Here is a 20,871-nt window from a genome sequence, read left to right as displayed (position 1 = left end):
ATCACTCGATCCTCTCATGGCGATAGCCGGCTGCGGTCAACACATCAGCTATCTCGCGGATATGCTCATAGCCGCGCGTTTCCAGCGTAAAGTCAATGACGGTGTCGCCTAGGTTCACACCGTAATAGGCGCGGTCATGCGCCGTTTGCACAATGTTGGCCCGTACATCGGCAAGTATTTTCGTAAGCTGATGCAGCGCTCCCGGCCTGTCCGTCAGATGAATCCGCAGCCGCGTACGCCGTCCGTCTTTCACCAGACCGCGCTCAATGATCTTCGCCAGCAGGCTGACGTCGATGTTGCCGCCGCCCACTACAACCGCTGTCCGCTGGCCATTCAGTGAGGTTTTACGCTGCAACAATGCGGCCAGAGCAACCGCGCCCGCGCCTTCCGCCAGAGTCTTCTCCCGTTCCAGCAGAATAAGGATCGCCTTCGCGATTTCTTCCTCGTCCACGGTCACAATTTCATCGACATAGCTCTGGACTAGAGCTAGTGTCTGCTCACCCGCGCGCCGCACGGCAATGCCGTCTGCGATGGTTGCTTCAGCCGAAACCGTGATCGGTTTGCCGGCTTCCGTGGCGCGCAGCATCGAGGGCAGCCGCTCGGTTTGCACTCCTACAACGCGAATTTTCGGATTGCTTTCCTTGATGGCGCAGGCCACACCGCTGATGAGTCCGCCGCCGCCGATGGGTACGACAACCGCCTCAAGCCCCTGCACCTGTTCCAGCAATTCGAGCCCGATGGTCCCCTGCCCGGCAATCACCTGCGCGTCGTCAAACGGATGCAGGAATGTCATCCGGTCCGCTTCCGCCTGTCGCGTCGCTTCTGCATAGGCTTCATCGTAATTCGCCCCATGCAGCACAACCTCTGCGCCGAACCCGGAGGTCGAAGACACCTTCACCAGCGGCGTCATCAGTGGCATCACAATGCGCGCCTTGATGCCGCGCTGTGTTGCATGAAATGCGACGGCCTGAGCGTGATTGCCCGCGCTAGCGGCAATCACGCCGCGCGACTTTTCGGCTTCCGTCAACATGAGAATCTTGTTGAGGGCGCCGCGCTCCTTGAAGGCCCCCGTGCGCTGCAGGTTGTCGAGCTTGAGAAACACCTCCTGCCCCGTCATCTGCGATAACGCTGCCGAGTGCTGCGCGGGTGAACAATAGATAAAGTCGCGGACCCGCGCCCGCGCTGCCTGTACGTCTTCTAATGACACGCTCATTCCTATGACTTCCTCACGCCAAAAACCGGGTTCCCGGCACGCGCGGTATTCACGTACTGGGGTGGTAATAAAAAAGCCACCACCCGTTGCGGGTGGTGGCTCTGTGTTGCTTCTAAACTCCGGTCGCCTTATGCACCCGCATGTTGTTCGAAAGTAATTCGAATGATGCCGATGCAAATGGAAATGGCAATCGCGCGGGACTGCGGAACTACTTCACGGCGCTGGCTGCTGATTTCCATGGCGGTTGACTTATCAGTATCAGAGCCGCGCGGCTGCGTCAAACTCTCATGCCCGCTGCGAAAACAGCATGTGCCCGGTGACCGCCAAAATAGTACGCAAGCTCGCGATAGTCTCCAGCATCGTGGATGACGAAATCCGCAGATTTACCGGCTTCGAGGCTACCTATCCTGTATCCTCGATTCAAACTCCACGCCGCATTCACGGTTGCCGCTGTAATCGCTTCCGCCGGTGTCATCTTCATCTGCGTGCATGCAAGCGACAGAATCATCGTCATCGAAGCCGTGGGCGACGAACCGGGGTTAAAATCCGTGGCAATCACGACCGGCAGTCCTGCTTCGATCATCGCTCGCGCAGGCGCATATTTCTGCGAACCAATGGCATAAACCGAACCCGGCAGCAACACTGGCTGCACGCCTGCCCTTTTCATGACGGCAATCGATTCCGGCGTAGTTTGTTCCAGATGGTCCACTGTCCTCGCACCCAGTTTAGCTGCAAGCTCAACCGCTCCGCTTGATGTGAACTGGTCGGCGTGTACACGCAGGCCAAGTCCATGCTGCTTTGCCGCTGTCAGCACACGCTCTGCCTGGGCTACGCTGAAAACCTTAGCCTCGCAGAAAATGTCGCAGTACTCCGCCAGTTTTCCAGCGGCAACGGCGGGAATCATTTCATTCACTACCAGATCGACATAATCGTCGGGTCGCGATTTGTACTCGTCAGGAATTTCGTGCGCGCCAAGAAACGTCGGAACGCAGCGCAGGGGTGTTGTTTCCGAAACACGGCGCACTGCACGCAGCAGCTTTAGTTCGTCTTCGACAGTCAGGCCATATCCGGACTTCGCCTCGACCGTCGTCGTCCCGCCTCGCAGAAACCAGCCAGCGTGTTTCTGTCCTATAGTGACCAACTCATCTTCCGTGGCCTCGCGAGTGCGGCGGACCGTGGATCGTATTCCGCCTCCGCGCTCTGCGATCTGCTGATAGGTCATGCCTGCGCAGCGCATCTCGAACTCATCAGCGCGGTTGCTGGCAAAGACTAAGTGCGTATGCGCGTCCACAAACCCCGGCATAACGACCCGCCTGCCAGCATCAACAACGTGTGTATCCGCTTCAGCCAGCGGTTCAACCTGCTCCCTTGTTCCGGTTTCTGCAATGTGTCCATCTTTCACCAGCATCGCGCCATCGTTGATGATGTGCAGTTCCCGCATCTCCGGGCCAATGCGCGGACGCGCCGGCCCCACCAGTGTCACCAGCTGAGAGCAGTTCGTAACGAGGAGTGATGATTGGCTCAAGCGTGCCTCTCGCTCATCGGCACGCGAATCTCCTTGTCCTTAGCAAACTCGATGGCTTTCTCATAGCCTGCATCAACATGGCGCAGCACGCCGGTTCCCGGATCTGTGGTCAGCACCCGTTCAAGTCGCTGCGCCGCCAGATCTGATCCATCGGCGACAACAACCATGCCTGCATGATGCGAATAGCCGATACCCACTCCTCCTCCGTTATGGATGCTCACCCACGATGCGCCCGCCGCTGTGTTGACCAACGCATTCAACAGCGGCCAGTCAGCGACAGCATCAGATCCGTCAATCATCCCTTCTGTCTCGCGATAGGGCGACGCGACGGAGCCAGCATCGAGATGGTCGCGGCCAATCACAATCGGCGCGCTGATCTCGCCCTTGCGAACTAACTCGTTCATGGCAACGCCGAATTTTGCCCTCTGCCCATAACCGAGCCAGCAGATACGCGCGGGCAGTCCCTGAAAGTGGATACGCTTCTGCGCAAGCTCAATCCAGCGGCGAAGACTCGCGTCTTCCGGGAAGAGTTCCAGCACAAGCTCGTCCGTCCGGTAAATGTCCTTCTGGTCGCCGGAGAGCGCGACCCAGCGAAACGGCCCTTTGCCCTCGCAGAAGAGCGGACGAATATATTCCGGCACAAAGCCCGGAATTTCAAATGCGTCTTCCACCCCGGCCAGCTTCGCCTGCGCACGGATATTGTTGCCGTAGTCGAATGTGACCGCGCCTCGGCGCTTCAGCTCCAGCATCGCCTTCACGTGCTCTCCCATCGTTTTCATGGAGCGCCGCGTGTACTCGTCCGCATCGCGCTGACGCAAATCGAGCGCTTCTTTCAGACTCATCCCATTCGGCACATATCCATTCAGCGGATCGTGCGCGCTGGTCTGGTCGGTCAGCACATCGGGAACAATGTTGCGGCGGATAAGTTCCGGCAGCACGTCAGCCGCGTTCGCTACTAGCCCAACGGAAATCGCTTTTCCCTCGTTCTTTGCCGCATCGAGGATAGTGAGCGCTTCATCGAGCGTCCGCGTGATGTGGTCGCAGTATCCGCTTGCCAGCCGCTTCTCAATGCGAGCCGGGTCAACATCGATTCCCAGGAAACGAGCGCCATTCATAGTCGCGGCAAGAGGCTGCGCGCCGCCCATCCCACCCATTCCGCCTGAAACGACAAACTTGCCGTCAAGCGATCCAAAATGCTGGCGCCCGGCTTCGGCGAACGTTTCGTACGTTCCCTGTACTATGCCCTGGCTGCCAATGTAGATCCACGAACCGGCCGTCATCTGGCCGTACATCATCAGGCCCTTGCGCTCCAGTTCGTGGAAATGCTCCCAGCTCGACCATTTACCGACAAGGTTGGCATTGGCCAGCAGCAAGCGCGGGGCCGCTTCATGCGTGCGCAGGATGCCCACCGGCTTACCCGACTGGATAAGCAGCGTTTCGTCATTCTCCAGGCCCTTAAGAGCTTGGACGATGGCGTGGAAACACTCCCAGTTACGCGCGGCCTTGCCGGTTCCGCCGTAGACAACGAGGTCGTCAGGACGTTCAGCCACCTCCGGATCAAGATTGTTCATCAGCATCCGCAGCGCGGCTTCCTGCTGCCAGCCTTTGGTATTGAGCGCGGTGCCTCGCGGAGCGCGAATGACTTCTGTAGTTGTCTCTAACATCTCTGTTTCTCCTTTAGGAGGAACCCACATCTCTTCGAGATGTGGGGCACCCAATGCACCCAATGCACCCAATGCTAGTTTCTCCAATCGTCAAATGCGCCTGACCTAATCGTGTCTGCTAACTTCTCGATATCCCCCGACAATACGCGGTCCTCCACAAGGCGCGGCACCACGCCGCGAACAACAATCCGCGCACATTCCACTTCACGAGCCGGCTTAAGTGGCGCGCGATAATCCAGCCCCTGCGCTGCTGACATCATCTCAATCGCCAGCACCCGCTCTGCATTCTCGACAACCTGCCGCAACTTGAGCGCCGAGGTCATGCCCATAGAGACATGATCTTCCTTGCCGCCGGAAGTCGGCACCGAGTCTACGCTTGCCGGATGTGAGAGCACTTTGGCCTCGTTGAGCAGCGAGGCGGCGGCAACGTGCGCGATCATCAGGCCGGATGAGATGCCCGGCGTATCAGACAGGAACGGCGGAAGTCCCTCGTTAATGTCCGGATTGATGAGACGGTCGATGCGGCGCTCGCTAATGCTCATCAGGTCAGTCAGAGCAATGGCTGCATAGTCGAGCGCGAGAGCGAGCGGAGCGCCGTGAAAGTTGCCTCCGGAAAGGATGTCGTCTCCGTCAGTGAAAATCAGCGGATTGTCGGTGGCCGAGCCAGCTTCTGTCTCGATGACTTCGCGGATATGAGCAAGCGCGCCGCGAGCGGCCCCGTGGACTTGCGGCATGCAGCGCAGACAGTAAGCGTCCTGTACGCGTGGATCGTTGTGGCGATGCGATTCGCGTATCTCGCTGTCTGCGAGCAGGCGGCGGAGATGCGCGGCCGCCTCAATCTGTCCGCGATGCGGGCGGGCCGTGTGGATGCGCTCATCAAACGGAGTGGGTGTCCCGCGCAGCGCTTCGAGCGACATCGCCCCGGCGAGATCAAATAGCTGGGTCACGCGCAATGCACGGCCAAGCGCAAGCGCTCCGGTTGCAGCCATGGCTTGCGTGCCGTTCAGCAGCGCCAATCCTTCCTTGGCTTCGAGCGTAAGTGGATCCACTCCGGCTTCGAGCATCGCGCAGCAGGCCCCGACTCGCTCGCCTTTGTAAATGACTTCCCCTTCGCCAATCAACGCCAGAGCGAGATGCGCGAGTGGCGCAAGATCTCCGCTTGCCCCCACCGACCCGCGCGACGGAATAACAGGATGAACGCCGTGATTGAGCAGCGCGATCAGTGTCTCCAGCACAACCGGACGTACGCCGCTGTGCCCTTTGGCCAGGACGTTAGCGCGGAGCAGCAGCATGGCGCGAGTCTCCGGCTCGGGTAGCGGCTCGCCAAGTCCACTGGCATGGCTGCGAACCAGATTGTGCTGGAGCGCGCTCAGGTCGCCACTTGAGATGCGGACATCGGCCAGCTTGCCGAATCCGGTATTGATTCCATAGGCAGTCTCGCCGTTGACGACAACTTTTTCCACGACTTCGCGTGATGCCCTGATCTTAGGCCATGCTTCGACGGCCACTGTAACTTCGCGGCTGTCGAACGCCACAGATGCGATTTCTTCGATGGTGAGCGCTTGTCCGGAAAGCGCGAGCGGTGCTGCTACTGCCATGACTCGCAATGGTACCGAGTCATACATTTCCCCGTACATGGCATTTCCACTGAATTTATAGCTACCTATAATGGTTTTCATCTATTTAGGAGATTATTTCAATGGATTCACCGGAAATCCTGGATGATTACAGCAGAAAGCTGCTCATCGAGCTTCAACGCGACGCGCGCGCTTCCTATGCCGATCTGGGACGACGCATCGGGCTGTCCCCTTCAGCTACCGCCGAGCGCCTGCGACGCATGGAAGATGCAGGAATCATCCGCGGTTACTCGGTCGAGATCGACCGCGAAGCGCTTGGTCTGCCGATCTTGGCCATCATTCGCATGACCTGCGACGGGCCGCGCTATCATCCTTTCCTCAAGTTCGTGAAAGAGCTGCCCGAAGTCCGGGAATGCCATCACGTCACCGGAGGTGACGCCTTCTTCCTGCAGGTGACGGCGGCCTCCATCGCAGAGCTGGAGCAGGTGATTGAGCGCCTTTTGCCTTACGGGATTCCGACTACAAGCATCGTGCTCTCATCTCCTGTGCCGCACAAACATTTTGAGTTTTTGCGGTCTCGAAGGTGAGGCGCCTGTCTCACTCATATCTCTTCGAGAAGAGTGAGAGGTCGCATTGGTTTATCCGACTATTCATTTGCGGTTTTTATCAACTGGATCAACTTATCCATTTCGGTAGGAGCTGTGTCGCCGATCACTATGAAGCGCAGATTTTGCTCGTTCCATGCGGCGATGTTAAAGGTGTTGCGCTTCTCCACCTTTCCCCCATCAGTCAGCTCATTTGCCGGGGCAGAAGACTGTCGAAAAATGAGCACAGATATCTTGTGCTGCTTATAAGCGAAGATGAGCTGCGCTCCGGGATGCTGGTCCAGGTAGACGATTCGTCCGCCAAGCAATGTGAACTCAGTCCCTTGCAGTTCGGGGATATTGAAGCTGAACGGAATCCGGCCGGCAAACCAAGGCTTGACGGTATGGCGGTCCGTGGAAACGACATCGACCGGATTCGCGCTGGCCAAAGCGCTGACATGCAAATCAGCGACCTCAGTGAAGGCATCCGCATGGCGCGGATGTTCCAACCAGACAAGGGCGATGAGAACCACCGCCAGTGCGGCGAAGACCCACGAAAGACGCAGGTCCCAGCCGCGGTGGGGCCTACGCGAAATCTGCTGTTGTATCTTCCGCCGGAATTCGGGCGCGGGCGTGAAATGGCCGTCGGCGGCGCGCAGGCTGCGTTTCATGCTGATGAGCGCACCGACCTCGGCTGCACAGCGCGGACATTCGCTGATGTGCTGCCGAATGTGGCCGGCCTGGTCCAGCGGCAGTTCGCCATCGAGATACTGCGCCAGCACGTCAGTGTCGCAATCAAACGGACTCATGTTGAGACCTCATGGATGGCATTTCCACCAGCCGGCGCAGCGAATTTCTTGCGCGTGACAGGCGTGACATGACAGTGCCGATGGGTAGCGACAGCACATCGGCTATTTCCCGGTAGGAAAGCTCCTCGACTTCGCACAGCAGAAGAATCTCGCGATAATGGACGGGCAACTCCGCCAGCGCGTCGAGTACGCGCTGCCGGTCCTCACTTCTCAGCAGGAGGGACTCCGGCGTGATGCTATGCGCGGCGAGCGCCCCTGCTTCTTCCTCCTCGTCTTCAAGCGACGAGGTACTGCGTGCCGCCAGGCCACTGCGCGATGTGAGAAACGTGTTGCGGAGGATACGGAACATCCATGCCCTCAGATTGGTGCCTTCCTGAAATGACTTGAATCCTTTCAATGCCTTGGCATAGGTTTCCTGCACCAGGTCTTCCGCGTCGACACGGTCGCCAGTCAACCAGTGGGCGAGGTTATACAACGAATCGAACAGCGGCATTGCAAGCTGTTCAAAAAACTCAGGGTCCATTTCCTGTGCAACCCCATGGGTTCTTACATTTCAGGGCTAAAATTTCCTTCTCGCGGAAACATTTAAGTCGTGCTTACTTCGTAGACAGTTTCTTCAAATAGCTGATAATGTCGGCGCGTTCATCCTGATTTGCAACATAGAATTCCATACCGTTATCAGGGATGAGCGAATCGGGATCCATGAGCCATTTATCGAGCGAAGCATCATTCCAGGTTAGTTGCGACGATTGTAACGCCGCTGAATATGTAAAGCCGGGCGATTTGCCCGCCTGCCTGCCGTAAACGCCACGCAGCCGCGGACCCTCCTCGTTCCGGTCGAGGGAGTGGCATCCGGTGCAGCGCTTTTCAAAGAGTTGCTTGCCTCGGTCAGCATCGGCACTGGCATAGGCGCTACTGGCGCGAGGAAAGATGGCCAGACCAGAGAGCAGCGCCGTAGCCATTGCAACACCGACCATCCACGACAGGATTGAGTTTTGTCTTAACATCATTTCTGCTCCGACATCATGCTCGATTCGCTCCCGTTTAGCCCTGCACCTTCGTGGATCACCTGTTGCTCATTTCCGCGCCTGAAGAAGTTTGTTTCTCGGCCCTAGCAGTGAGCGTGGAATCGACGACTGCAAGTGAATGACGCTGCGCCACAAAATGAACTTCCGCGATCCCAAGCACGCCGCGCAATTTCTCCGCTGATACCTTCACCGGGCCCGGCGATGGAGCCGAGCCGGGAGCAGGCTGGGGAAAGGCGGTGGACATGGCGGTGTGAAAGGTCGCGTTGCCTTCCACCTTTTGCATGACCTGATGGATGTGTCCGTTGAGGACGGTGATGGAACCGAAGCGCTTGAGAAGAGAGAAGGCCTGCTCGCTGTCCGACGTGCTCCATCCCCAGTCTGGGTAGACAGCCCAGAGAGGAATATGGGCGAAAAGCACGATTGGGGTGCTGCTTTTGCGTGAAGCCAAATCCTTCTTCAGCCAGTCAAGCTGCGCCTGGCCAAGCCTGCCCATGCCTTCCAGTTGGACCACGTTCACCAGGCCAACGAAGTGCACACCTTTGTGGTCAAAGCTGTACCAGCCATTTCCGGCAGCATCCTTGCCGTAGCGCTCAAGGTAGAGTTTGCCGTCGTCGACGGCGGTGTCATGCTCGCCGGGGACATAGAATATTTGCCGCCTGGCGCCGGTGAGCACCTGGTCCATGGTGTCGAATTCAGATGGCTTGGAAGTGTGTGTCAGATCGCCTGTGTGGATCAGGAAATCGGGCGAGCCGGGTGCGGAGAGAATTTTGTCTACAGCGGCCTGTAGTGTCCCAGTAACATCGGTGTTCGCGGGCTTGTTAAAACCGATATGGCTGTCGCTGATCTGGACGAAGCTGAAGTCTTCTTGTCTGGAGCCGCGCATCGGCAATCCAAAAGCGCGCGATATGGGAACGCCCCCGGCGAAGCTCCAGACCACGCCTGTCCCAGCCCAGGCCATGCACTTGAGAAAACCGCGCCTGTCGATGCCGTCCAATGATGCGGATGAGTCGAGGACATCCGGTTCAGGATGAGTCGTATTTTTTTTCATGCCTGATGTTGCTCCTGCAATATGAGTTCATCGAGGAGAACTGAGGGATGAGGAATTTATTCCATCGCGGGAGTTAGATAAAGCGGAAAGCCTGGTACACATAGAGGCATTCCTCCAAGTTGAGTGTCCGCTTCAGCACACATGCTGTCCGATGGCGAACATCTCTTCTGCTCCACATTGCGTTCGCTCCGCGCTCATCGCGCGCCTAAACCATTACTTTTGTGATAATTAGCTCCCGCTAATTCCACCTCTTCTGGCTGCATCCCGATTGGTCACTCTCATGCATACCTAACAGTGCAGCCAAAGCAGCACCGTTCATACACGGAGCAAGCCATGACGAAACGCACTCTACGCTTTTTGCTCACTCTCGCCGTGTTAACCAGCACTCTCTATGCAGCTCCCGGCGATTCGGTCATTCCCTTCCTCGGCAAATGGAAGCTTGATCCCGCACATAGCCGTCTCACCGATCAGATGAAAGTCGAATCAGCTGGGCCGGACAAATATAACCTCAATTTTTCTGGCGACAATGTCGAAACCATCGTAGCCGACGGCACTGACCAGCCCGGTCTTTTCGGCAGCACCCTCGCCATCATCGTCCAGGACGCCAACAACTGGAAGGTGATCCGCAAAACCAACGGCCGCACCACCATCATCGGACTATGGGAGCTTTCCCCCGACGGCAAAACATTAACCGACAACTTTACCGGCTATCACAACAACGGGACCACCACCAATCTGCACTACATCTACCAGCGCATCTCTGGCCCTGCCGCTGGCTTTGTAGGCACATGGGAAAGCACTACGGAAGACGTCAACTCCACTTACGAGATGGAGATCAAGCCATTCCAGGATGGCGGGCTCTCCTTTACCAACGTCTCCGCCCAGGTAACGCAAAGCCTCCAATTTGACGGCAAGGACTATCCCGGCTCCGGTCCTAATGTGCCCGCGGGCTATGCCTCCTCAGGGCGTCGCATCAACGATCGCAGCGTTGAGCGCATCGACAAAATTAATGGCAAGACCCTCTATACGCAGCAGATCGAGATCTCCCAAGACAGCAAAATCCTCACCATGACCATTCACATACCGGGACGCGACAAACCCGACATCATGGTCTTTAATCGCGAATAAGGTTTAAGCGGGTTGGGGCTGCGGGGCTCTCGGCTTTCTTGCTGGTTTCTTTTCGGCTTGTGCGATGGCGGGATGGTGCGTACCGCCGATGGCTTCTGTCAGCTTCAGGCTGGCTTCGCGGAGAGCGGCGCGCACGGTCCTGGGCGTGGCCGGATCTTCGAGTCGCGCCAGGTATGGTACGGTGAGCGCGGCGACCGCATTGTTGTTCTCGTCCAACACGGGATAGGTGATGTTGATGACGCCGCGTATCTGGTAGCTGTCACGCTCTTCGTATCCCTGCTCGCGTATTTTTGCGAGATGCTCCTCTAAATCCTTGGGAATGCGGTTGCCGGTCTGGTGCTGCCAAATTTCTACAGCGCGGTTGCACTGCTCGCGCGGTATGTGGGCCAGGATGACGTGGCCAGTGGCGGCGTGCATGAGATCGACGATGGAGCCGGCCTTGACGTAGAAGCCAGGGCTGACGGGCGAATCGGCCTGCGCGATGATGACGACGTGGCCACCTTCGAGTACTCCCAGATGGACGGACTGGTTGAGCTCGTGCACCAGGTCCTGCATGACGGGAAGCGCTTCGGCGACGAGGCGCTTAGTGGGCGGGTATTCGAGCGCCATGCGGAAGATTTTGAGGCTCAGACGGAAGCGGTCGTCTTCGTCCGACCGGCTGATATAGCCGCGCTCCTCCAGGCACAACAACATGCGGAAGATTTCCGAGACGGTGCGGTTGAGGCGGCGGGCAACGTCGCTCTTGGTCAGGCCGGACGGTTCAAGTGCGAAAAGTTCAAGGATGTCGAGGCCTTTTTCAAGGGCCGGAGTCGGGTAGCGTCGTTTTGGCGTCTTCAAAGTGGGTGCCCCGTGGGGGATTGCAGCGATTGTAAACCGGCCATTCGGAAAGACTGTAGAGCATTTGGTGTTGCCGGTCAAAAGGGTGTTTAGCGTATAAAAGGAGTGATTCGGCGTACATCTTGCCTCTGCAGGCGAAAACCTCTACCGCTGAGGGCGCTAAGGTGCGCAGAGGAAAACCTGTTTCACCGCAGGGACAAATAGGAGAATGAGCTTGAGAGCTAAACGTGGGTTGCGAGTTTTGGCCGGGATGGTGGTGATGAGCGCCGGATTGATTGCCGTGGCGCAGCAGCCTAATGCGGACGATATCGTCTGGCAGAAATCGGTAGCGAAGTATGACAAGCAGCGCACGGCGGTGCTGGCCGATGTGGACAAGGCGGCGCATGAAGGGCCGTTTCAACCAAGCTGGGACTCGCTGAAAGGGTACAAGATTCCGGAGTGGTATCAAGACGCCAAGTTCGGGATTTTTATTCACTGGGGCGTGTATTCGGTGCCGGCATTTGGGAACGAGTGGTATCCGCGGAATATGTATGTGCAGGGCAGTCCCGAGTTCAAACATGAGGTGGAGACCTACGGGCCGCAGACCAAGTTCGGCTACAAGGACTTTATCCCCATGTTCAAGGCGCAGGACTTTGACGCTAAGGCGTGGGCCGCGCTGTTCAAGGAGTCAGGCGTGCAGTATGTGATTCCGGTGGCGGAACACCATGACGGCTTCCAGATGTACAACTCCAACCTGAGCGACTGGTGCGCTGCGAAGATGGGGCCGAAGCAGGACATTATCGGCGAGCTGCGGACGGCGATTCTGGCCGAAGGGCTGCACTTTGGGGCGTCGTCGCACCGTGCGGAGCATTACTGGTTCATGAACGGCGGGCGGCAGTTCCCTTCAGACGTTCAGGACCCGAAGTATGCTTCGTTTTATGGGCCGGCGCATGTGGGCATCGATCCGGACAAAGACCAGACGGGGCATCCCGATACAGCTTACCTGAATGACTGGCTGGCGCGCAGCGGCGAGATTGTAGAGCGGTATCATCCGGAGCTGATGTATTTCGACTGGTGGGTGGAGCAGGACACGTTCCAGCCGTATCTGCAGCGGTTTGCGGCGTTCTATTACAACGAGGCGGCGAAGAATGGACAGCAGGTGGTGCTGTTCCGGAAGAACAATGCGTTTCCGGACGGAACGACAGTGCTGGATATTGAGCGCGGGCAACTGGACAAGATTCGAGAACAGCACTGGCAAACGGATACTTCTGTCAGCCAGAAGTCGTGGGGGTACATCAAGGGCGATACTTACAAGTCGCCGGAGAGCATTGTTTGGCAGTTGATTGACATTGTGAGCAAGAACGGGAACCTGCTGCTGAATATTGGGCCGAAGTCAGATGGGACGATTCCGGAGGAAGCGCAGTCGATTTTGAAGCATATGGGCGCGTGGCTGAAGGTGAATGGCGATGCCATTTATGGGACGAGACCGTGGACGGTTTACGGCGAAGGCCCGACGAAGGTGGTTGCGGGATCATTCAACGACGCGGATACGAAGCCCTATACGGCGCAGGACATCCGGTTTACGACCAAAGGTAAGACACTGTATGCAATTGCGATGGGCTGGCCTGCGGACGGAAAACTAGTGATTCATTCGCTAGGCGAGGGCGGCGGGTTCAAGGTGGGGAATGTTTCACTGCTGGGAGCGAGCGGGGCGATTCACTTCACCCAGGAAAGCGATGGGCTGCATCTGGAGCTTCCGGCGCAGGCCCCAGGCGATTATGCTTACAGCTTTAAGATTTCGCCTCCGGGCGAATGAATGGCGTAGGCGAGATTCGTCGGACTTTGGTCTGGCGCATCTGGCCGCTAATGTTTTATTGACAAATAATAAGTTTTACATATAGAAGTTTGAGAGCGCTTTCCTTTTCTTTGTCGTGAGCATGGACATTCCAGCCCGTATTCAGCAGAAGCCGCCTCTGCCGCGGCAGCCGCGTTCGATTATCGTAGTCGGCTCTGGCGGGATTGTGCGTGACGCGCACCTTCCTGCATATCGAAAAGCGGGATTTCCGGTGGCGGCGCTGGTAGACGCGAATCCTGAGAGGGCGGCAGCGGTGGCCGCTGAGTTTTCCGTTCCGCTCGCTACTTCGTCGCTGGATGAGGCGATTCGGAAATCGCCTGCCAACTGCATTTTTGATGTGGCTGTACCGGCGGGGGCGATTCTTGATGTGCTGCCCAGACTTCCGGACGGCGCGGCTGCCCTGGTTCAGAAGCCGATGGGGAATACGCTCGCGGAAGCGGAGCAGATTCTGGCAATCTGCTGTAAAAAGGGGCTGACCGCGGCAGTGAATTTCCAGCTGCGCTATGCGCCGGTGATGATGGCGGCGCGGCATATGGCCGATGCAGGCCTGCTGGGCGACATACATGACATGGAAGTCCGGGTGAACGTCTTCACGCCCTGGGACCTGTGGACTTTTCTTGCGACAGCACCGCGGCTAGAGATTCTTTACCACAGCATTCATTATGTTGACCTGGCGCGGTCGTGGTTCGGCAATCCGAAACGAGTGCTGGCGAAAACGGTACGGAATCCGCGAACGGCAAAGCTGGCGGCAACCAAAAGCGTGATCATACTCGAGTACGACGGCAGTAAGCGCGTGTATATTGCGACGAATCACGGCCATAAGTTCAAGGATTCGCAGCATAGTTATGTGCAGTGGGAAGGGACTGAAGGAGCGCTCCACGCGGTGATGGGCGTGAATCTCGATTATCCGAAGGGGCGTCCGGATTCGCTGAGTTTCGCGCGGACGGATGAGGGATGGCAGGCGCTGCCGACCGAAGGCAACTGGTTTCCGGATGCGTTTATCGGCTCGATGGGATCGCTGCAGGCTTATGTGAATGGCGACGTAAAAACGCTGCCGACCAGCGTTGAAGACGCAATCGACACGATGCGGACGGTTGAGGCCGCGTATATTTCAAACGAGCGGGACGGGGTTCCGCTGATGGGGCACTGAATATGCCAACTACACGCCTGCGCATCGCGGTCCGGGAATTTGTGGATTTTGAGAATGCGCTTGCCGAAGAGATCGAAATTTATCGCAAGCAGCATCCGGAAGTGGAGTTCGAGGCTGTTCCGCTGGACCTGCATAAGCTGCATGGCGAGATGTTCGAGAAGAATGGGCTGCGCAACGGCACATGGGACATTGGCTACATCAGTACGGACTGGCTGGCCGAGGCGGTGGATGAGTACGCAGTCGAAGAACTGGCGTCATATATGAAGCAGAAACCAGTGGCGGACTGGCCGCAGGGATGGGCGCGGTCGATTGTCGAGCCTCTGATATTTGGCGATAAGCTTTACACGCTGCCGTGGCACGATGGGCCGGAATGCCTTATCTACCGGAAGGACCTTTTTGAGGACCGCGGCGAGCAGGAGCGATTTCGTAATCAATACGGTTACGAATTGAAGCCGCCGTCGACATGGAAGCAGTTTTCAGATATGGCGCGTTTCTTTACCCGGCCTGCTGAGAATCTCTATGGGACGCTGTTTGCGGCATTTCCGGATGGGCACAATACGCTTTACGATTTTGCATTGCAGCTATGGAGCCGGGGCGGCGAGTTTGAAGACAAGGATGGCAAGGCGGTTTTAGACACTCCGGAAGCGACGGCTGCACTGGATTTTTACCGGAACACGATACGCGATACGTCAATGTGTTATCCGGGAGCGGCGGATTTTGATTCGACGCGCTCGGGCGATGTGGTGCTGTCTGGAGCGATTGCGATGATGGTGAACTGGTTTGGCTTTGCTGCGCGCTGCGACCGGCCGGGTTCTCCTCTTCAGGGCAAGATTGCGATTGCGCCGATTCCGGCGGATGAAGGCAAGCCGCCCGCGTCACTCTCGGTCTTCTGGACTCTGGGGATCGGGACGGGATCGAAGAACAAGCAGGCCGCGTATGACTTCATCCACTTCCTGACACAGCCGGAGATGGACCTGGGCATCGTGAAGCATGGCACGGTTGGAGTGCGGCTTTCGACCTGGAGGAATGCCGACGTGCAGAAGCAGATTCCCGCGTATGCCAGAATCGAGGAGATTTCTCTGGGAGCGCGCAGGCTGCCACGCAGCCGGAACCTTCCTGCGTTTGCGGAGATTCTGAACGACGTCGCCATGGAAGCACTGAAGACTGAGGAGCCTTCGGCTGCGATTCTGGCACGAGGGCAGCAACGCATAGACGTACAAAGGATTGCATTTCGATGAGTAGCGGAGACGCATTTCGACTGGACGGGAAAACGGCGCTGGTGACCGGCGGCGCGAGCGGTATTGGCGAGGCCACATGCAGAGAGCTGGCGCGCGGCGGGGCTTCGGTGATTGTGGCGGACATTAACCTGACAGCTGCGCAGGCGCTGGCAGGGACGCTGCCAAATGGGAAGGCTGCGCATATGGATGTGACGAACCGCGAATCGATTGAGGCGGTTGCAGCGCAGCTTAATAGGCTCGACATTCTGGTCAACAACGCCGGTATTGCCAATGTGGGATCGATTGAAAAAGTCGAGCCGCAGGATTTTGATCGGCTGATGGAAGTGAATGTGAAGTCGGTTTATCTGGTGACACGCGCACTGCTGCCGCGTTTGCTGAAAGTACGCGGCTCGATTGTGAACATCGGGTCAGTCGCCGGTCAGGTTGGCATCAAGCAACGCTTTGCCTATTGCACAACGAAGGGCGCGGTGCTGGCGATGTCGCGGCAACTTGCGGTTGAGTATGCGAAAGAGCTGCGGGTGAACTGTATTTGCCCGGGGACGGTGCATACACCATTCGTCGAGGGCTACTTGGATAAATATCACGCGCAGGAAAAGGACAAGGTACGCGCTGAGCTGCATGCGCGCCAACCGATGGGTCGCATGGGCAAACCGGAAGAGATTGCGTCGCTGATTCGATATGTGTGTTCTGACGAAGCAGAGTTCATGACCGGCTCGCTGCTGGACATCGATGGCGGATGGACGGCTGTATAGCAGGTAGAAGGAGAGCGATTCCGATTGAGCGAACTGAAGATTACTCACGCGCGCGTCATCGATCTGCGCTTCCCTACTTCGCGGGAACATATCGGCTCTGACGCGGTGAATGTCGATCCAGATTATTCGGCTGCTTACTGCATTCTTGAAACTGAACACGGGCCGACTGGGTATGGGCTGACTTTCACGCTTGGGCGCGGGACGGAGCTGTGCGTCGAGGCGCTCAAGTATCTTTCACACTTTGCTGTCGGTCGCACGCTATCTTCCATCACTGATGACCTTGGGGCCTTCTACCGGCTGCTGACATCCGACAGCCAGTTCCGCTGGCTCGGTCCCGAAAAGGGCGTGATCCATCTTGCGACCGGCGCGCTGGTAAATGCGATCTGGGACCTGTATGCGCGCGTGGAAGGTAAGCCGTTGTGGAAACTGTTGAGTGACATGGATGCGGAGGAGATTGTCCGCGCCATTGATTTCCGCTACATCAACGACGCGCTGACCAGCGATGAAACACTGGAGCTTCTGCGGTCGCGCAGAGCCTGTATGGATACGCGGCTCAAGCAGCTACAGGAGACGGGCTATCCGGCTTATACGACTTCCGCCGGATGGTTCGGCTACAACGATGAGAAGATTGTGCGGCTGGCCAGCGAGGGACTGGCCGAAGGCTGGAAGCATTTCAAATTGAAAGTCGGCGGAAAGCCGGATGATGATTTGCGGCGCGCGCGCCTGCTACGGAACACGATTGGCCCGGACAAGAAGCTGATGATGGACGCCAACCAGAAATGGGATGTTGAGGAAGCCATCGAGCACACGCGGCGATTGGCGGAGGTGGATCCCTGGTGGATGGAGGAGCCGACAAACCCGGATGACATTCTGGGTCATGCGCGCATCCGGCGCGAGGTCCCCAATGTACGCATCGCGACGGGTGAGCATTGCCATAACCGCGTGATGTTCAAGCAACTGATGCAGGCCAATGCGATTGATGTTTGTCAGATTGACAGCTGCCGTCTTGCAGGCGTGAATGAGAACCTTGCCGTAATTCTGATGGCGGCGAAGTTCAACATTCCGGTATGTCCGCATGCGGGCGGAGTTGGGCTGTGCGAATATGTGCAGCACCTTTCGGCGTTTGATTATTTGCGGGTTTCGACCACGCTTGAGGACCGCGTGACAGAGTATGTCGGTCATCTGCATGAGCACTTTGTCGATCCGGTGCGGATTCGCAACGCGCATTATATGCTGCCGGAAAAGCCGGGATACAGCGCTGAGATTTATCCGGAGACACTGCAGGATTACAGCTATCCGGATGGACGCTTTTGGAGAAATGAATGAAGTTCGTTACGTTTGCCGAAACTGACGCGGTGGCGCGACCCGGATTGCTGATTGACGATTCGATTGTGGATGTATCGTCGCGCTTTCGCAGCGTGCTTTCCGTGATTCACGGTGGTGAAGAAGCGCTGAAGGCGGCTGATTCCCTTGCTTCGGGACCGCGCATTGCGCTGGATTCCGTGAAGCTGCTGGCTCCACTGCCGGATCCGCCGCGCATTTTCTGCGTAGGCCTGAATTATCGTGATCATGCGGTGGAATCGAAGATGGAGATTCCTAAAGTGCCGACGATATTTCTGAAGCTGCCTTCCGCACTGATCGGCGCGAATACGGCGATTGAGCTGCCTTCAATTTCTTCGCAGCCGGACTATGAAGCTGAACTTGCCTGCGTGATCGGGAAAGGCGGCAGCCGCATTGCGCGCGATGACTGGCGGGAGCATATCTTCGGCTATACGATTCTGAATGATGTGAGCGCGCGCGATGTGCAACTGGCGACATCGCAGTGGACGCTGGGCAAGAGCTTCAACACGTTCGCGCCGCTCGGGCCGGCGATTGTGACAAAGGATGAGGTTGCCGACCCGCACAATCTGGATGTGAAACTTTCGATTGACGGCGAGGTCCTGCAGCACTCGAATACGCGGGAATTGATTTTCAAGCTGCCGGATTTGATTGCGTACATCTCTTCGATTACTTCGCTGCAGCCTGGGGACATTATCAGCACGGGCACACCTGCGGGTGTTGGACTAGGACGCACGCCTCAGCGCTGGCTCAAGGCGGGCGAGACGATCACTGCCGATGTCAACGGGCTGGGGACGCTGGTGAATCCTGTAGTCGCGGGAGAATAGCTGCATCTATGGGTGTGACGCGCATTTCCTCGACATCGACGCCGCAGACGGGCGGACCGCTCACCGAGCGTCGCTACATTCTGCCGCTGATGCTGATTACCAGCCTGTTTTTTCTGTGGGCGGTTGGCGTCAATCTGAACGACATTCTGATTCCGCACCTTAAGGGCGCGTTTCACCTGACGGATTTTCAGTCTTCATTTGTGCAGGTGGCATTCTTCGGAGGGTATTTCCTAGCGGCATGGCCTGCTGGGCGGCTGATGGAGAAGATTGGCTATCAGCGCGGCATCGTTTGCGGGCTGCTGATCTGTGCGTGCGGAGCGTTCCTGTTCATTCCGGCTGCTTCGATCCATGTCTATGCGGTTTTTCTCCTTGGACTGTTTGTCATGGCCTGCGGGCAGTCGTTTCTTGAGGTGTCGTCGAATCCTTATGTGACGTTTCTGGGGCCGCCCGAGACTTCAGAACAACGACTGAATCTGGCGCAGTCGTTCAACGCTGTGGGCGCTGTGGTAACTCCGATTTTTGGGTCGGCGTTTATTCTTTCACGTGCCCATGCAGCGCCGGCCGGATCAGAAGCGGACGTAGTCCGACTGCCTTACATGATCATCGTCGGAATTTTTCTCGTGATGGCGCTGATTATTTTTTCGGCGAAGCTGCCGGTGGTTCAGGAAGAGAAAGCGGAAGAAGAATCGACGCGCTTTTCGGGGATTCTGGCGTTTCCGCACCTGCTGAAAGGTGTGGCGGCGCAGTTCTTTTATGTCGGCGCGCAGGTGGGCGTGGCGAGTTTCGTGATACGGCTGGTGCAACATGCGCATCCAGGCACGCTGGACACTGTGGCAGCGAATTATCTGAAGCTGCATCTGCTGGGGTTCATGATAGGACGGTTTTCCGGGTCGGCGCTGATGAAGAGGATCAAGCCGGCGCACATGCTGGCGGCTTTTGCTGTGGGCTGCGTGCTTTCGGTTCTTCCAGTGATTTTTACACATAGTGATGCGGCGCTGGCAGGGATCGTTCTGCTCGGGTTCTTTCACTCGATCATGTTTCCGACCATCTTCGCATTGAGCATTCGTCACCTGGGACCGTATACGAAACGTGGCTCATCGCTGGTCGTGATGGCGATTCTTGGCGGAGCGGTCTTTCCTGCTTTGATGGGGCGCATTTCGGATGCTACGAACATTCAGGCTGCGTTTTTTGTGCCGCTGGCCTGCTATTTGTTTGTGCTTTATTTCGGGGTGCGCGGGTATCGGGTGCGGCACGTTTCTGCCTAGGGCTGCACGCTGGGATAAAGGCCCTCATCGACGAATGTTCTATTCCCCGGCCTGAAGGCCGGGGCTTCTACCTAAAAACACATCTGTCTATCGGACGAGTATTACGTCCAGGAAGCGCGGGCCGTGGACACCGCGGATGCGCGTCATTTCTATGTCGGCTGTAGCAGATGGGCCGGATACGAACGTCAGCGGCTCGGTTTTGTATTGCTCCAACGCTGCTATGGCTTCCGGGACTGTCTCGACGATTTGATTCTCATAGACAACGCAGAGGAAGCGGTCGGGCAGGAGCGTCAGCTTGCGCGCGCCTTTGAGGATGATGGTTCCGGTGTGGGCGATAGCTACTTCGCAGCCAGAGATTGCTCCTTCCGCGATGTTGAGCTGGTCGGTCGTGCTTTCTAATTCGCGTTGCCATGAAAAGCCGGGCGGCAGATTCTGTTCTGGAAAATCATTAGCGACTATGGCGAACTTTTGATTGCCCGACTTCATGACATCGGCAATGGCAGTGGCAAGTGTATCCGCTTTTGCTTCAGAGATGCGCGCGTCGTATTCATATAGGTGATCGATGAAGATCTTCAGGATTGTTTCGCGGTCGAGGCTGGCGGTTTGTTGGTATTCGCGCTCGATGGCCTGATATTCGGAATGCGATGTGGTCGCATTTGCGGCGCGGATGCGGTTGAGGATGGCTTCGCGCGCGTTTGTTATATCAGACATTGACTTGACCCTTTAAACCAAAATTGTGCCACAGCAAAACAGAAAACAGGTCCTTCGACTCCGCGCTGCGCGCTCCGCTCAGGATGACAAATCTTTTGGAGGTTGCGAGAAACTGGAGGTTGCTTCGACGGACGCCTTTTCTCGTTCTCGCCACCAACTTCGGAAAGTCTGTTTTGGCAGCGGACGCAGATCGCGCACAGAAGTCCAGTTCCCCAGCATTCCGGGCAGGTGTTTCACCCATCCATCAGACACGAAGGGCCACTGGCCGATTCGGCCGAGGCGCTGCGCGGCTTCAAAATGGCGGCGGCCGGAGAAGATGTGCGCCATGGTCTTCATCCCGATG

General features: G+C 57.2%; 19 protein-coding genes and 1 pseudogene. 9 read left to right on the top strand and 11 right to left on the bottom strand.

Annotation, left to right across the window (positions count from 1 at the left end; all coding sequences use genetic code 11):
• Window position 1 precedes the first annotated feature (1 nt).
• The 4 genes from ilvA to hutH all read right to left on the bottom strand — a co-directional run bounded on the left by ilvA (window position 2) and on the right by hutH (window position 6,000).
• Complete coding sequence (gene ilvA, locus VEV40_RS06220) at window positions 2-1,213, bottom strand: threonine ammonia-lyase (protein ID WP_324830917.1); 1,212 nt, start codon at window positions 1,211-1,213, stop codon at window positions 2-4.
• Window positions 1,214-1,490: 277 nt separating this feature from the next.
• Window positions 1,491-2,738 carry an imidazolonepropionase gene (hutI, locus tag VEV40_RS06215; protein WP_324830916.1) on the bottom strand — a complete coding sequence of 416 codons (1,248 nt, stop codon included), beginning with the start codon at window positions 2,736-2,738 and terminating at the stop codon, window positions 1,491-1,493.
• Entirely contained in the window at window positions 2,735-4,402 is a 1,668-nt protein-coding gene (gene hutU / locus VEV40_RS06210) for a urocanate hydratase (RefSeq protein WP_324830914.1), read from the bottom strand. Before hutU ends, hutI begins: the two co-directional genes overlap by 4 nt.
• Before the next feature lie 74 nt (window positions 4,403-4,476).
• Complete coding sequence (gene hutH / locus VEV40_RS06205; protein ID WP_324830913.1) at window positions 4,477-6,000, bottom strand: histidine ammonia-lyase; 1,524 nt, start codon at window positions 5,998-6,000, stop codon at window positions 4,477-4,479.
• Between the two features lie 101 nt (window positions 6,001-6,101).
• Here hutH and VEV40_RS06200 point away from each other — a divergent pair, with 101 nt between their 5' ends.
• The gene (locus VEV40_RS06200; protein WP_324830911.1) at window positions 6,102-6,566 is read left to right on the top strand and encodes an Lrp/AsnC family transcriptional regulator; all 465 of its coding nucleotides are present in this window, start codon (window positions 6,102-6,104) and stop codon (window positions 6,564-6,566) included.
• Between the two features lie 59 nt (window positions 6,567-6,625).
• Here the strand turns inward: VEV40_RS06200 and VEV40_RS06195 are convergent, their stop codons facing one another.
• The 4 genes from VEV40_RS06195 to VEV40_RS06180 all read right to left on the bottom strand — a co-directional run bounded on the left by VEV40_RS06195 (window position 6,626) and on the right by VEV40_RS06180 (window position 9,448).
• Entirely contained in the window at window positions 6,626-7,372 is a 747-nt protein-coding gene (locus VEV40_RS06195; protein ID WP_324830910.1) for an anti-sigma factor, read from the bottom strand.
• Window positions 7,359-7,895, bottom strand: a complete 537-nt coding sequence (locus VEV40_RS06190; protein ID WP_324830909.1) for a sigma-70 family RNA polymerase sigma factor — start codon at window positions 7,893-7,895, stop codon at window positions 7,359-7,361. The genes VEV40_RS06195 and VEV40_RS06190 overlap by 14 nt, the downstream gene beginning before the upstream one ends.
• 73 nt (window positions 7,896-7,968) lie before the next feature.
• On the bottom strand, window positions 7,969-8,382 hold the full coding sequence (locus VEV40_RS06185) for a c-type cytochrome (protein ID WP_324830908.1): 414 nt from the start codon (window positions 8,380-8,382) through the stop codon (window positions 7,969-7,971).
• A gap of 55 nt (window positions 8,383-8,437) precedes the next feature.
• A complete protein-coding gene (locus tag VEV40_RS06180) occupies window positions 8,438-9,448 on the bottom strand; it encodes a metallophosphoesterase (RefSeq protein WP_324830907.1) in 1,011 nt (336 codons plus the stop codon).
• Between the two features lie 333 nt (window positions 9,449-9,781).
• On the opposite strand from VEV40_RS06180, the gene VEV40_RS06175 reads away from it, so the two are divergent.
• The gene (locus VEV40_RS06175) at window positions 9,782-10,576 is read left to right on the top strand and encodes a hypothetical protein (protein ID WP_324830906.1); all 795 of its coding nucleotides are present in this window, start codon (window positions 9,782-9,784) and stop codon (window positions 10,574-10,576) included.
• Between the two features lie 3 nt (window positions 10,577-10,579).
• Here VEV40_RS06175 and VEV40_RS06170 read toward each other — a convergent pair whose 3' ends face one another.
• Window positions 10,580-11,413, bottom strand: coding sequence for an IclR family transcriptional regulator (locus VEV40_RS06170; protein WP_324830905.1), 834 nt, complete (start codon window positions 11,411-11,413; stop codon window positions 10,580-10,582).
• A gap of 214 nt (window positions 11,414-11,627) precedes the next feature.
• Between VEV40_RS06170 and VEV40_RS06165 the strand changes: the two genes are divergently transcribed.
• The 7 genes from VEV40_RS06165 (at window position 11,628) to fucP (ending at window position 19,817) form a co-directional block, all read left to right on the top strand.
• On the top strand, window positions 11,628-13,208 hold the full coding sequence (locus VEV40_RS06165; protein ID WP_324830904.1) for an alpha-L-fucosidase: 1,581 nt from the start codon (window positions 11,628-11,630) through the stop codon (window positions 13,206-13,208).
• 121 nt (window positions 13,209-13,329) lie between these two features.
• Window positions 13,330-14,397, top strand: coding sequence for a Gfo/Idh/MocA family oxidoreductase (locus VEV40_RS06160; protein WP_324830902.1), 1,068 nt, complete (start codon window positions 13,330-13,332; stop codon window positions 14,395-14,397).
• Between the two features lie 2 nt (window positions 14,398-14,399).
• Window positions 14,400-15,635: a sugar ABC transporter substrate-binding protein gene (locus tag VEV40_RS06155; RefSeq protein ID WP_324830901.1), complete on the top strand. Its 1,236-nt coding sequence runs from the start codon at window positions 14,400-14,402 to the stop codon at window positions 15,633-15,635.
• On the top strand, window positions 15,632-16,387 hold the full coding sequence (locus tag VEV40_RS06150; protein WP_324830900.1) for an SDR family NAD(P)-dependent oxidoreductase: 756 nt from the start codon (window positions 15,632-15,634) through the stop codon (window positions 16,385-16,387). The genes VEV40_RS06155 and VEV40_RS06150 overlap by 4 nt, the downstream gene beginning before the upstream one ends.
• 24 nt (window positions 16,388-16,411) lie before the next feature.
• A complete protein-coding gene (locus VEV40_RS06145) occupies window positions 16,412-17,713 on the top strand; it encodes an enolase C-terminal domain-like protein (RefSeq protein ID WP_324830899.1) in 1,302 nt (433 codons plus the stop codon).
• Window positions 17,710-18,552, top strand: coding sequence for a fumarylacetoacetate hydrolase family protein (locus VEV40_RS06140; RefSeq protein WP_324830897.1), 843 nt, complete (start codon window positions 17,710-17,712; stop codon window positions 18,550-18,552). The genes VEV40_RS06145 and VEV40_RS06140 overlap by 4 nt, the downstream gene beginning before the upstream one ends.
• Before the next feature lie 8 nt (window positions 18,553-18,560).
• A complete protein-coding gene (gene fucP / locus VEV40_RS06135; protein ID WP_324830896.1) occupies window positions 18,561-19,817 on the top strand; it encodes an L-fucose:H+ symporter permease in 1,257 nt (418 codons plus the stop codon).
• 87 nt (window positions 19,818-19,904) lie between these two features.
• On the opposite strand, the gene VEV40_RS06130 is transcribed toward fucP, so the two are convergent.
• Window positions 19,905-20,528 (bottom strand): LutC/YkgG family protein, encoded by a 624-nt coding sequence (locus VEV40_RS06130; protein WP_324830895.1) that lies wholly within the window; start codon window positions 20,526-20,528, stop codon window positions 19,905-19,907.
• A gap of 78 nt (window positions 20,529-20,606) precedes the next feature.
• Window positions 20,607-20,871: pseudogene (locus VEV40_RS06125) on the bottom strand (lactate utilisation protein LutB domain-containing protein); the annotation flags it as partial.

The organism is Alloacidobacterium sp. (genome assembly GCF_035631355.1).
GTDB lineage: Bacteria > Acidobacteriota > Terriglobia > Terriglobales > Acidobacteriaceae > Alloacidobacterium.
Note: the sequence above shows the minus strand (reverse complement) of the source record. Positions and strands in the feature narration are given on the sequence as shown.